10 protein-coding genes and 1 other annotated feature are annotated in these 13,086 nt (G+C 43.6%); of the genes, 1 reads left to right on the top strand and 9 read right to left on the bottom strand.

Annotation, left to right across the window (positions count from 1 at the left end):
- Nucleotides 1-4: 4 nt before the first annotated feature.
- The 6 genes from alaS to cymR form a co-directional block, all read right to left on the bottom strand.
- Complete coding sequence (gene alaS / locus KP77_RS01975) at nt 5-2,638, bottom strand: alanine--tRNA ligase (protein ID WP_041121049.1); 2,634 nt, start codon at nt 2,636-2,638, stop codon at nt 5-7.
- Nucleotides 2,639-2,700: 62 nt separating this feature from the next.
- Nucleotides 2,701-2,905 (bottom strand) — a binding site (T-box leader).
- Nucleotides 2,906-2,950: 45 nt separating this feature from the next.
- Nucleotides 2,951-5,329, bottom strand: coding sequence for an SF1B family DNA helicase RecD2 (gene recD2, locus KP77_RS01970; RefSeq protein ID WP_041121048.1), 2,379 nt, complete (start codon nt 5,327-5,329; stop codon nt 2,951-2,953).
- Between the two features lie 14 nt (nt 5,330-5,343).
- Nucleotides 5,344-6,012 (bottom strand): tetratricopeptide repeat protein, encoded by a 669-nt coding sequence (locus KP77_RS01965; protein ID WP_041121047.1) that lies wholly within the window; start codon nt 6,010-6,012, stop codon nt 5,344-5,346.
- Between the two features lie 102 nt (nt 6,013-6,114).
- Nucleotides 6,115-7,230, bottom strand: a complete 1,116-nt coding sequence (mnmA, locus tag KP77_RS01960) for a tRNA 2-thiouridine(34) synthase MnmA (RefSeq protein ID WP_041121046.1) — start codon at nt 7,228-7,230, stop codon at nt 6,115-6,117.
- Nucleotides 7,231-7,248: 18 nt separating this feature from the next.
- Entirely contained in the window at nt 7,249-8,391 is a 1,143-nt protein-coding gene (locus KP77_RS01955; RefSeq protein WP_041121045.1) for a cysteine desulfurase family protein, read from the bottom strand.
- A gap of 15 nt (nt 8,392-8,406) precedes the next feature.
- Nucleotides 8,407-8,826 carry a cysteine metabolism transcriptional regulator CymR gene (gene cymR, locus KP77_RS01950; RefSeq protein WP_041121044.1) on the bottom strand — a complete coding sequence of 140 codons (420 nt, stop codon included), beginning with the start codon at nt 8,824-8,826 and terminating at the stop codon, nt 8,407-8,409.
- Between the two features lie 114 nt (nt 8,827-8,940).
- Here cymR and KP77_RS01945 point away from each other — a divergent pair, with 114 nt between their 5' ends.
- Nucleotides 8,941-10,203, top strand: coding sequence for a replication-associated recombination protein A (locus KP77_RS01945; protein ID WP_041121043.1), 1,263 nt, complete (start codon nt 8,941-8,943; stop codon nt 10,201-10,203).
- A gap of 42 nt (nt 10,204-10,245) precedes the next feature.
- Here the strand turns inward: KP77_RS01945 and KP77_RS01940 are convergent, their stop codons facing one another.
- The 3 genes from KP77_RS01940 to KP77_RS01930 form a co-directional block, all read right to left on the bottom strand.
- Complete coding sequence (locus tag KP77_RS01940) at nt 10,246-11,196, bottom strand: ABC transporter permease (protein ID WP_041121042.1); 951 nt, start codon at nt 11,194-11,196, stop codon at nt 10,246-10,248.
- Nucleotides 11,189-12,124 (bottom strand): ABC transporter ATP-binding protein, encoded by a 936-nt coding sequence (locus KP77_RS01935; RefSeq protein WP_041121041.1) that lies wholly within the window; start codon nt 12,122-12,124, stop codon nt 11,189-11,191. The genes KP77_RS01940 and KP77_RS01935 overlap by 8 nt, the downstream gene beginning before the upstream one ends.
- 92 nt (nt 12,125-12,216) lie before the next feature.
- Complete coding sequence (locus KP77_RS01930; protein ID WP_041121040.1) at nt 12,217-12,975, bottom strand: tRNA threonylcarbamoyladenosine dehydratase; 759 nt, start codon at nt 12,973-12,975, stop codon at nt 12,217-12,219.
- Between the last annotated feature and the right edge of the window lie 111 nt (nt 12,976-13,086).

Genomic DNA, 13,086 nt, shown 5'->3' with positions numbered 1-13,086 from the left:
AGAATCAAATTGATTTAACCCATTCAGGCACAAATTGAAGAGCTTCCTCTACCCGTGAAGGGTCTTTTCCGCCTGCCTGAGCCATATCAGGACGGCCTCCGCCTCCGCCTCCGCAGATCGGAGCAATTTCTTTGATCAGTTTGCCTGCATGGTACCCCTGATCGATCAGATCTTTCGTCACCCCTGCAATCATCTGTACTTTGTCATCATTCACTGCGATCAATACAAGGACACCTGAACCGATTTTATTTTTCACATCATCAGCCATTGTTCTGAGTGTATTCATATCAGATGCCTGAACTTTTTCTGCAAGGACTGAGATGCCATCGATATTCTGCACGCGATCCATAATATTTTTAGCTTCAATATTAGATAGTTTCGCGTGTAGAGATTCATTTTCACGCTGGACAGATTTAAGGTCAGTCTGAATCGCTTCGATACGGCTTTCAAGATCTTTCGGGTTAGATTTCAGCAGAGCTGCAGAACGGTTAAGAACGTCGATCTGTTCATTCATCAGGCGATAAGCTGACTCACCAGTCACCGCTTCAATACGTCTTGTGCCTGCGCCGATTCCAGCTTCAGATGCAATTCTGAATAACCCGATCTCAGCAGTGTTGCCAACATGGCATCCTCCACAAAGCTCAAGGCTGTAATCGCCGATTGATACAACTCGGACTTCCGAGCCGTATTTTTCACCGAATAGCGCCATTGCGCCCATTGCTTTTGCTTCATCAAGTGACTTAATATCTGTACCCACAGCGTAGCTTGTCCATATTTTTTCATTTACAATCTCTTCAATCTTGCTTAATTCTTCTTTTGTTACCTGACCAAAATGCGAAAAGTCAAAGCGCAGGCGGTCTGGTGAAACTAGTGAACCAGCCTGATTGACATGGTCACCAAGTACATCTTTTAAAGCCTGATGCAGCAGGTGAGTCGCAGTATGATTTTTCGTAATCTTGTTTCGTGCTGTATCACTGACGCTTGCACTTACGCTGTCACCCTTCTTAATTGAACCGCTGACAACCGTACCTGTGTGAAGGTTCTGTCCATTAGGTGCTTTTTTAACATCATTCACTTGAATGACGCAGCCTTCATGTGTAACGGTTCCTTTATCACCAATCTGACCGCCGCTTTCCGCATAAAACGGTGTCTCAGCAAGTACAAACTGGATGTCTGTTCCTTCAGATGCTTGTGTCGCAAATTCACCATTCACGACTAGATCCTCCAGAGTAGTCGTATGTGAAAGTCTGTTATAGCCTACAAATTCACTTTGTGTATGGATATCACCAAGCACGCCACCCTGAACCTGCATGGAGCCGCTTTCCTGGCGTGCAGCTCTCGCACGGCTGCGCTGGCCTTCCATTTCTTTTTCGAAACCTGCCTGATCAATGGAGAGACCATTCTCTTCAGCGTATTCCTGCGTAAGCTCTACCGGGAATCCAAAAGTATCATACAATCTGAAAACGTCTTTGCCACTGATTTCCTTCGAATCGTCTTCCTGCGCTTTTTTCATCAGGTCAGTCAGAATCGTCAATCCTTCATTCAGTGTTTCGTGGAAGCGTTCTTCTTCTGTTTTAATGACTTTCTGGATAAATTCCTGTTTACTTTTCACTTCCGGATAGAAATCAATCATGATATCAGCTACTACCGGTACAAGTTCGAACATAAACGGGCGGTTGATACCGATTTGTTTAGCGTAGCGGACAGCTCTTCTAAGCAGTCGGCGTAACACGTACCCTCTGCCTTCATTTGAAGGAAGTGCGCCGTCCCCAACAGCGAATGCGACTGTTCTGATATGGTCAGCAACTACCTTGAATGCAGTGTCTTCTTCATTATTCTGCCCATAACGTCTTTTGGCAACCAGCTCAGTTGCTTCAATGATCGGCATGAACAGGTCTGTTTCAAAGTTTGTCGGAACATCCTGAACGACACAGGCCATTCTCTCAAGTCCCATTCCTGTATCAATGTTTTTCTTAGGAAGCGGCGTATATGTGTCATCTGCATTGTGGTTGAACTGGGAAAATACCAGGTTCCAGATTTCAAGATACCGCTCATTTTCTCCACCTGCATATAATTCAGGATCAGTCGGGTCGTTCCCGTACTCTTCACCGCGGTCATAGAAGATTTCAGAGTTAGGTCCACTTGGTCCTTCTCCGATATCCCAGAAGTTACCTTCGAGTCTGATGATTCTTTCTGCCGGCACACCAACTTTTTTATTCCAGATATCATACGCTTCATCATCTTCCGGGTGGATTGTTACTGAAAGTTTTTCAGGGTCAAAACCGATCCATTTTTCTGACGTTAGAAATTCCCATGCCCATTCAATTGCTTCTTCCTTGAAGTACTCACCAATTGAAAAGTTCCCAAGCATTTCAAAGAACGTATGGTGTCTCGCTGTTTTACCTACATTTTCAATATCATTTGTACGGATCGATTTTTGAGCATTTACAATTCTCGGGTTTGCCGGAATGACACGTCCGTCAAAATACTTTTTCAACGTCGCAACACCACTGTTAATCCATAACAGCGACGGATCTTCATGTGGCACAAGCGAAGCACTTGGTTCCACATCGTGATTTTTCTCTTTAAAGAAATCTAAGTACATTTGTCTGATTTGTGCACCAGTCCACTTTTCCATCATATATCCTCCTTGTAATTCCCGAATCGTCTGAGACAACAAAAAAAGGGTCCTCAATCCTACACAGGGACGAGACAACGCTCGCGGTACCACCCTGGTTATGGATTGAAAACCCATCACTCTCATTGCTTTAACGCAGCAGACGGCAGTTTTTTAACTGCACTCCGGACCAGCTTTCCACTGAAGCTCCATTAAATTCCTTTCAGCCTGAGGGAATTCTCTCTTTAAATGAGACATTCAGCGTACTTGTTCCTTCTTCGAGATTCATTATTCTACCTGAAATTATATGAGAGATCGTAAGGGTTTGTCAATTCAACCTTGAGATGTTTCAAGGAAATCGTATGGCGTGATCCCTTCCATCCCGATCATCGGGTCAGCACCACCTTCAAAAGGATCAGCGTGTTCATCAGTGCCCGCAACTTCACCGGCCAGTCTTTCAGTCAGTGATGTCATACGTTTTAAGTCATCTTTTCTTTCAACGCCGTACCGGAAAGCATCCTCTTCCCCGCACATAATGAGAAATTTACTGCTTCTTGTGATCGCTGTGTAAAGCAGATTTCTTCTGAGCATTCTTGAGTAACTTTTTACAACCGGAAGAACGACAATCGGAAATTCACTTCCCTGTGATTTATGAATAGAGCAGCAGAATGCATGTGTAATCTGATTCAGATCCTGCCTTGTATAAGTCACTTCGACGCCGTCAAATGACACAAGAATCATATCCTGTTTTTCAGTGTTCTCTTTCGCGTAAAAAATGGAAATCACTTCACCCATATCACCGTTAAACACGTTGCTTTCAGGCTGATTCACAAGCTGCAGCACCTTATCACCGATCCGATAGACAATGTCTCCCCACTTCAGCTCTTTTCTTGATCCATCATCATTCGGATTCATCAGCTGCTGCAAGAGCGCATTCAGCTTATCAATCCCTGCCGGACCTCTGTACATCGGCGCAAGCACCTGAATGTCTTTAGCGGTATACCCTTTTTTCATTGCATTTTTTACAACTTTTCCAACAACCTCATCCATCTGTGGCGCTCTGCAGGGAATAAATGACCTGTCAGCAAAAGGTTGTCTGATGGTATCCGGCACATGGCCTTTTTTCATGTGGTGAGCAAGCTCAATGATTGAGGATCCTTCCTCCTGCCTATAAATATCTGTAAGCTCAACAGCAGGAACCTTTTTTGCTTCAAGAAGGTCCTGCAGCACCTGACCGGGGCCGACTGAAGGGAGCTGATCCTGATCTCCAACCAGTATCACCTGCATGGAATCCGGTACAGCCTGCAGCAGTTTATTTGCAAGCCATGTATCAACCATTGACATCTCATCAATAATTAACAGTCTGCCTGAAACCATTCTGTCATCGTCTTCTTCATCCATATCTTCCTGACCGTTAAAACCAAGCAGACGGTGAATCGTCATAGCTTTCAGACCGGTTGATTCTGTCATCCTTTTCGCGGCTCTTCCTGTAGGGGCAGCTAGCACGACAGGGAAAGGATCATCTTTAGCATATTGATCAGGGTCAAGCGACAGCCCGTGAAGCTCAGCGTATAGCTCAACAATTCCTTTAATAACTGTTGTTTTACCGGTACCCGGCCCGCCTGTCAGGATCATCATTGGAGAAGACAGGGCGGTTTGAATCGCTTCTTTTTGAGAAGGTGCATATGTAACCCCGATTCTCTCCTCCAGATCACCGAGCGCAAGCAGAAATTCCGCCTCAGGAAACTGATCATATATCTCAGTGTTCGAGATCAGACGGTCGATGCTTGAAGCGATTCCAACTTCTGAAAAGTAAAGTGAAGGCAGGTATACTTTTTTATTTTCACCAACGATTTTTGTTTCTTCATGCAATTCAACCAGGCGGCCTGAAATATCACTGTAGTCAATTTTTTCCGGCTGATGTTTTTCAAGCAGTTCCTTCACTTTGATCAAGAGTTGCTTTGAGTCAGCATACACGTGACCTTCCTGCATGGATAATTGCGTGATCGTGTAAAGGCAGGCAGCTTTAATTCTGTCAGGGTGTTTTCCGGACAGGCCCAGCTGCCTCCCAAGCTCATCAGCTTTACCAAAGCCCACTCCCTCAATATCATGGACCAGCTGATAAGGATTTTTTTCAATCACTTCTACAGTATTCTCCTGATAAAACTGATAGATCTTCATGGAAAGCTGCGGACCAAATCCCCAGTCATTTAACAGCACCATAATGCGCTCCAACCCCTGATGCTCGATCAGCACTTCATGAATATGGTGTGCTTTTTCCTCAGAAAGCTTTGGCACTTCAAAAAGGACAGATTCATTTTCCATTATTTTTGAAATGGCATTTTCCCCGAGTGTATCAACAATTTTTTCGGCAGTCTTCCTGCCGATCCCGTTGAATAAATCACTTGAAAGATAGTGGATGATTCCCTGCTTGGTCTGAGGCAGCTCTTTTTTAAACCGTTCAGCGATGAACTGGGGGCCAAAGCGCGGATGCTCTTTCACTTTACCGTAAAAGACGTACGTATCATCCTCCTGCATCGATGGAAAATGACCGGTTACGACCATTTCCTTCTCTGCATTTGCAATATTCGTGTCAGACACACGGATCCTCACCACTGAATACATATTGTCTTCATTATAAAAGATAGAAACGATCAGCGTTCCCTTCACATATAGTTCTTCAGTAAACAGATCCGTCTGCTGCCCCTTCATGGATGACTCCTCCTTTAATTCCCTTCGATTGCCTGCTGCATGATTTTACGTCCGTTCAGTGCAAGGTAATGATCAGGCTGCACCTCAATTGCCTGTTCAAAACAGCTCAGCGCTTTTTCGGCATCCTCTTCAAACCCTGCATACGCTACACCGAGGTTATAAAATGCATCTGCATGTTCACCATCAAGTTCCACTGCACGGCTGAGTGCACTGATCGCTTCAGAGCCGTGTTCAAGCTTTGCAAGCGCCAGTCCATATTGAAAGTGTGCTTCCGCATCTTCAGGTGACAACTCAACTGCCCGCTGAAGATATGGTACAGCCAGTTTCACCTGATCATTGTTCATGAATGACATTCCAAGCATAAAATAGGCATCGTGGTCTTCAAGTCCTGCTTTAAGTGCTTTTTCGTATAATACAGCCGCTTCCTGAAAACGTTCCTGATTATAATACAAATTAGCGAGTGCGTATAAAGCTGCTCCCGCATTCTCATCGAGCGTCAATGCTTTTTGATAAAACCGCTCTGCTTTTTCGCTCTCCTCAAATCTTGCCAGGATGTTTCCAAAATTAATATAAGCGGCAGGGTCTTCCGGGTTTTTCTCAATCTGTTCATTCAGAAGCTTTAAGGCTTCTTCAATTTCACCTTTTTGAATCAGTTCAATTGCTTTTTCGTTTAAAGATTGCATAGATTGTATCTCCTTCGATCATCTTAGTTTGGGCATAGTATACCATACGGCACAAAAAATGACCTGATGTGAGAGCGACTCACAAAAGGTCATGTGATCTGATTATCCGACGTACATCAGCTGCTTTGAGCTTTTAAAGATCTTATCAATTGTACCGCCGCCAAGACATTCATCTCCATTATACAGAACAACTGCCTGTCCAGGAGTGACTGCACGTACCGGCTCATCAAAAACGATCTCTGCGCTGCCATCTTCTTTCATATAGACAGTCACACCCTGATCCGGCTGACGATAGCGGAATTTAGCAGTACAGTGAAATGGCTCTGTTGGCGCATTGTCAGATGTGAAGCCCATTTTAACAGCTGTAATAGAATCTGAGTAAAGCGCTTCATGTTCAAAGCCCTGCCCGACATACAGCTCATTTGTTTCAAGGTTTTTACCAAGTACAAACCATGGCTCCCCTGATCCGCCGATACCAAGTCCATGACGCTGCCCGATTGTGTAATACATCAGACCGTCATGGCTGCCGACTTTTTCACCGTCCATTGTGACCATTCGTCCAGGCTGTGCCGGGAGATACTGGCTGAGGAACTCCTTAAAGTTTCTTTCTCCGATAAAGCAGATACCTGTACTGTCTTTTTTCGTTGCTGTTGCAAGTCCTGCTTCAGCAGCAATTTTTCTGACTTCCTTCTTATCAATGTCACCGATTGGAAACATCACTTTCTCAAGCTGGTCCTGAGACAGCTGATTAAGGAAATAGGTCTGATCTTTATTCTGATCAAGTCCGCGAAGCATTTTCACTTCACCATCAGCCCGGTCAATCCGTGCATAATGTCCTGTTGCAAGGTAATCTGCTCCAAGCTTCATTGCATGATCGAGAAAAGCTTTGAATTTGATTTCCTTATTACACATGACATCAGGGTTTGGCGTTCTGCCTGCTTTATATTCTTCAAGGAAATAAGTAAATACTTTATCCCAGTACTGTTTTTCAAAATTAACCGCATAATAAGGAATCCCGATCTGGTTACACACGCGGATTACGTCATTATAGTCTTCTGTTGCGGTACAAACGCCGTTTTCGTCTGTATCGTCCCAGTTTTTCATAAAAATCCCGATGACGTCATACCCCTGCTGCTTTAATAAATAAGCAGCAACAGATGAATCAACGCCGCCGGACATCCCGACAATTACTCTTGTTTCAGCGGGTGTTTTCGTCATTTATATCACCTTTACTTATCAGCCGCTAAAGCGGGCTGTCATTTTCTTAAGACTTTGTGCAATCGTTACAGCATCTTCAGCCGTATTGTTCATTCCAAAGCTGAACCTTACAGAGTTAAACAGCTTGTCACTTTCAGGCCCATACATCGCTGACAGCACGTGTGACGGCTCCACTGACCCTGCAGTACAGGCTGAACCGCTTGAAGCTGCAATACCTTCAAGGTCAAGGTTAATCAGCAGCGATTCAACCTCGGCACCCGGAATGCTTAAGTTTATCACGTGCGGCAGTGCATGCTCAAGAGATCCGTTCACTTCATATTGTACGCCTGCATCGTTCAGTTCACTCAAAAGCGTTTGCTTTATTTTAACAAGGTGCTTCGCTTTTTCTTCCTGATGATCAAAAGCGTATTTCACTGCTTCAGCAAAACCGGCAATTGCAGCCAGGTTCTCTGTTCCGGCTCTTTTTTTCCGTTCCTGCTCGCCGCCAAATACTGTCGGCTGATGTGGGGTACTGTTTTTAATATACAAAAGTCCGGCTCCCTTTGGTCCATTAATCTTATGAGAAGAGACTGACAGCAGATCAATGCCAAGATCAGCTACCTGAAGATCCATCAGGCCAAATGCCTGAACGGCGTCCGTATGAAAGGCTGCCTGATGACTTTTCAGATGCTGTTCGATTTCACTGATCGGCTGAAGCGTACCTGTTTCATTATTGCCAAACATCACAGTGACAAGAATGGTATCATCACGCAATGCCGCCTTAAACTCTTCTATACTGATTCTTCCATTCTCATCAACACCCAGATACGTTACATCGAATCCCCGACGCTCAAGCTCTTCACAGGGATGCAACACGGCATGGTGTTCAACTGCTGTCGTAATAATATGATTTCCTTTATGTTTCATTGCTTCAACTGTACCGAAAATAGCGAGGTTATCAGCTTCTGTCCCCCCACTCGTAAAATGAATCTCATTAAAATGAACGCCAAGCTTGTCAGCAATCAGCGTTCTGGCATCATCGAGTATTTTTCTTGCTGCTCTTCCTGTCTGATGAATACTTGAAGGATTCCCATAAGTCTCTTCCATGACTTTGATCATCACTGAAGTGACTTCAGGAAGCATCGGGGTAGTTGCAGCATGGTCAGCATAAATTCTATTCACACAAAAACCCTCCTGTTAAATGTAAAACATGTAGGCGTCTGATTCGCCTTCTTCCGTATAATTCGCTAAATCTTCAATCGTAGTGTGATCAAGCACATTCCGCACAGCATCTCTGATTCTGATCCAGAGCTCTTTTTGCGGTGGTGCTTCATTTTCGAGGCCTTCTACAGGACTGATCGGGCCTTCAAGCGTTCTGATAATGTCACCGGCAGTAATGTTTGCAGGTTCATCTGCAAGAATATATCCACCATATGCACCCCGGACACTTTTAACAAAACCTGAATTTCTAAGTGGTGCGATCAGCTGTTCAAGATAATGTTCAGATAAATTATGAGTTGTTGCAATTGATTTCAGGGAGATTGGACCTTCTCCATAATTTTTTGCCAGTTCAATCATGATTGTCAGACCATACCGGCCTTTCGTTGAGACTTTCATGTGTCATCCACCTTTTCGCCTTTTTGCTTTTGCCATTATAGCATATAACCTTTAGAATTGGCATGAATGCAACCTATTGGATTATGATGAAGACATTGAAACGGAGGAGATCTTATGGCTGTTAAACCACTTGCATACAGAATGCGGCCGGCTGAAATTAATGAAATCATCGGACAGACCCACCTCGTCGGGGAGGGGAAGATTATCAGAAGAATGGTCGATGCAAACCAGCTGTCATCGATGATTTTATATGGTCCTCCCGGAATTGGTAAAACGTCTATTGCCTCAGCAATTGCAGGCAGTACGAAATATGCTTTTAGAATGCTGAATGCTGTATCCAATAATAAAAAGGATATGGAAGCAGTTGTGCAGGAAGGAAAAATGTCAGGCAGAGTCATTCTGCTGCTTGATGAAGTTCATCGTCTTGATAAAGCGAAGCAGGATTTTCTGCTCCCGCACTTAGAAAGCGGAACAGTTATTTTAATCGGGGCGACAACGAGTAATCCTTATCATGCGATTAACCCCGCGATCAGAAGCCGAGTCCAGATATTTGAATTAAAACCGCTGAATGAAGATGAAATGAAAGCTGCTGTTGAGCGGGCGATCCACGATCCAGAAAGAGGATTTGGAGATAAAAATATTGAGATCTCAAAAGAAGCTGTCAGTCACTTCGCCACAGCCAGCGGCGGGGATGTCAGAAGCGCTCTTAACGCACTTGAACTTGCCGTATTGTCATCAAAAGAAGATGACGATGGAAACATTTTAATCTCACTTCAAACTGCAGAAGAATGTCTGCAGAAAAAATATTTTTCACATGATAAAGACGGTGATGCCCATTATGATGTGATGAGTGCATTTCAGAAATCAATACGCGGAAGTGATGCCAACGCAGCGCTTCATTATCTTGCAAGGCTGATCGAAGCGGGAGACCTGCCGACAATCGCACGACGCCTGCTGGTCATTGCATATGAAGATATCGGGCTAGCAAGCCCCCAGGCGGGTCAGAGAACACTCTCAGCAATTGAATCCGCTGAAAGGCTCGGCTTTCCGGAAGCAAGGATTCCGCTGGCAAACGCTGTCATAGAATTATGTCTGTCTCCAAAATCAAATTCAGCCATTTCAGCGATCGACACCGCTTTATCTGATATCCGTAAAGGAAAAGCAGGTGCTGTTCCAGATCATCTGAAGGATGCTCATTATCAGGGGGCCGAAAAAATGGGCCGCGGTACTGAATACAAGTATCCACACAGCTATCCAGGCGGATGGGTTGCCCAGCAATATCTGCCTGACACGATAAAAAAGGCTGTGTATTACGAACCGAAAGAAACCGGTAAATTCGAACAGGCATTAAAGCAGATTTATCAGAAACTAAAATAAGGCCGGGACACTGTCCCAGCCTTTTTCATTTACATATCGCGATTATGAAGCGATATCTCTTTTCGTAAATACAGTAAATGCAAGCGTCATAAATACTGCGAAATAAATCACAAGCATGATAATGGAAAACTGCATATTCATACCTTCAACAATTGGCATATTCATTTCATACTGTGAAAGATTTGTATTGGCAAACAAACTGAATTTTGCCCAGTCATAATAAGCAGCAATAAAGCCTGTTGCTGTTCCGCCTACAAACAACAGGAACAGACTGATACCAATAGCAAGAGAACTGTTGCGGAAGACAGCTGAAATCATAAATGCCATCGTTGTCAGCATAATCACATCAAGAGAATTGAAGATGTATAGTCTGACAACATATGCGGCCATACTCTTTTCAACAACCTGACCATCCTCAAATACTAACCGCACCGGAGAACCCGGGTCGAAAAAGATCAGACCTAAAATGACAGAAATGATCGCTGTAATGACCACAAGGAACAAACCAAATGCACCCACTGTAATAAATTTTGATAAAAGTATTTTCCACCTGGCAATCGGCCGGATCATCAGGAGCTTGATTGTCCCCCATGAAAACTCACTTGCTACAATCCCCGAGGCTACAATAATTGCAAATAATCCAATGAGGGAGAGAAGGAAAGTACTGTTTTCAAGATAAGACCAGAAAGTACCAGATATATTCATTGAATTTGGCGCAATGTCATTTTCAAGCGCATATTCGTTAATTGCGATTCGTTCTGCCGGGTCATCACCCATAAATCCGGCTTCACCGGTTTCAATCATTTGTTCAAGTCTTTCATTGTCTGCCTGCAGTTGCTCCTGCCATGTAAGGTTCTGATCTGAACCCAATGAATTGATAAATAACATAATCACTGTTGCTGCAATGGCTGCGAGAACGATTGCTCCGATCATGACATAAGTAGCTGCTCTTGAAAACAGCTTCATCCATTCATTTCTCATCAGATTAAACATTTACAGGTTCCTCCTTTTGTTCTGATGTTACTTCAAGGAATCTGTCTTCAAGTGATTTAGCGGCTTTTGCAGCTCCAAATACAGACAATCCTTCTTCTACACACCATTTAATGATCGCCGGAATATCTTCTTTTTTACAATTGATCAGCAGATCCTCCTGTACGAGTCTGATTTCAAATGCAGGAAATGCCTGTCTCAAACGATCAGCTATTTCCACGGCATTTGAGACTTCAATTTTATAGACATGAGACTGGTTGCCGACAAAATCTTCGATCAGCTGAACATCTTTCAGTTTACCGTTTTGAATAATACCGATCCGGTCGCACATCATTTCCATCTCTGAAAGCAGGTGACTCGATACAATGACAGCCATATCCCGCTCTCTCGCAAGTCTTCTTATGTAATCACGGATTTCACGGATTCCTGCCGGGTCCAGACCGTTTGTCGGTTCATCAAGAATCAGTACCTTCGGGTCATGCAGAAGACTTTGTGCAATACCCAGGCGCTGCCTCATACCTAAAGAATAAGTTTTCACTTTATCGTTAATGCGTTTTTCAAGACCGACGAGCTTTACGACTTCATCGATTTTTTCTTTTGAGATCCCTTTATACATTCTTGAATAATGAATAAGGTTTTTATAACCGGACATAAACTTGTACATTTCAGGGTTTTCTACGATTGCACCCACGTGCTGTACCGCACCTTCAAAATCGTTTTTCACACTTTTACCGTTAACGATGATGTCTCCTGATGACACCTTCATCAGCCCCACAATCATACGGATTGTTGTTGTTTTACCTGCACCGTTCGGACCGAGGAATCCAAATACTTCACCGCTGAAAACGTTAAATGAAATGTTGTCAATAATCGTTTTGCTGCGGATCTTCTTCGTGACATGTTTTAATTCTACTACTGCCTGCTGACTCATTTTCCACTCCCCTTTTTTCTTATTACTATCTGATACGCATATAATGGAAAAAAGTTTCAGGCAAAATAAAAAAACGGCTAGATCGCCGTTTTTTATCTGACTGTTTTTATTTCAATGTCTTTTAAGAATTCTCTCATCACATAGCTTGCAGCGATTAAACCGGCCGCTGACGGTACAAATGCGTTTGATGAAGGCGGCATTTTTGCTTTTCTGATCGGAGCATTTTCTTTTCCGACTGTTTTATTAACTTCTTCACGCGTCACAATCGGACTTTCATCTGAAAAGATTACTGGAATTCCTTTTTGGATACCGTCTTTTCTCAGGTGTTTTCTGATGATCTTGGCAATCGGATCTGTATGCGTTTTTGAAATATCTGCAATCTGGAAACGTGTCGGGTCCATTTTATTTGCAGCACCCATACTTGATATAATCGGAATGTTTCTGTTCAGACATTCTTTCATCAAATGGATTTTGTATGAAATCGTATCAGATGCATCTACCACAAAATCGAGGCCATAGCTGAAGAACTCTTCATACGTTTCTTCTGTATAAAACATCTTTAGTGAATGGACTTCACATTCAGGATTGATATCTGCAATTCTCTCTTTCATCAGATCTGCCTTTGGCTGACCCACTGTTGAAAGAAGCGCAATGATCTGACGGTTAACGTTTGTAATATCCACATCGTCTTTATCTACAAGGATTAAGCGGCCGACTCCACTTCTCGCAAGGGCCTCAGCTGCAAATGAGCCGACTCCTCCGATTCCGAGAACTGCTACTGTTTTACCTTTTAGAAGATCAAGTCCCTCTGACCCGATCGCAAGTTCGTTTCTTGAAAATTGATGAAGCATGTAATCAACTCCGTTTATTGGATTTGCGCCTTTTAGAATAGCGTATTATGATGCCGGATGCAACTTAAATCCGACAAATCTGCCCGATATTAAAATAAAAACAGGCCCGGC

This window comes from Jeotgalibacillus alimentarius, assembly GCF_000829445.1.
Lineage (GTDB): Bacteria > Bacillota > Bacilli > Bacillales > Jeotgalibacillaceae > Jeotgalibacillus > Jeotgalibacillus alimentarius.
The sequence above is the reverse complement of the archived record's forward strand: the minus strand, read 5'-3'. Positions and strand labels throughout refer to the sequence as shown.

What these genes read in the sequence shown, in the direction of transcription:
- alaS (WP_041121049.1), bottom strand. Translation starts at nt 2,638, where the DNA reads ATGGAAAAGTGGACTGGTGCACAAATCAGACAAATGTACTTAGATTTC.
- recD2 (WP_041121048.1), bottom strand. Translation starts at nt 5,329, where the DNA reads ATGAAGGGGCAGCAGACGGATCTGTTTACTGAAGAACTATATGTGAAG.
- KP77_RS01965 (WP_041121047.1), bottom strand. Translation starts at nt 6,012, where the DNA reads ATGCAATCTTTAAACGAAAAAGCAATTGAACTGATTCAAAAAGGTGAA.
- mnmA (WP_041121046.1), bottom strand. Translation starts at nt 7,230, where the DNA reads ATGACGAAAACACCCGCTGAAACAAGAGTAATTGTCGGGATGTCCGGC.
- cymR (WP_041121044.1), bottom strand. Translation starts at nt 8,826, where the DNA reads ATGAAAGTCTCAACGAAAGGCCGGTATGGTCTGACAATCATGATTGAA.
- KP77_RS01945 (WP_041121043.1), top strand. Translation starts at nt 8,941, where the DNA reads ATGGCTGTTAAACCACTTGCATACAGAATGCGGCCGGCTGAAATTAAT.
- KP77_RS01940 (WP_041121042.1), bottom strand. Translation starts at nt 11,196, where the DNA reads ATGTTTAATCTGATGAGAAATGAATGGATGAAGCTGTTTTCAAGAGCA.
- KP77_RS01935 (WP_041121041.1), bottom strand. Translation starts at nt 12,124, where the DNA reads ATGAGTCAGCAGGCAGTAGTAGAATTAAAACATGTCACGAAGAAGATC.
- KP77_RS01930 (WP_041121040.1), bottom strand. Translation starts at nt 12,975, where the DNA reads ATGCTTCATCAATTTTCAAGAAACGAACTTGCGATCGGGTCAGAGGGA.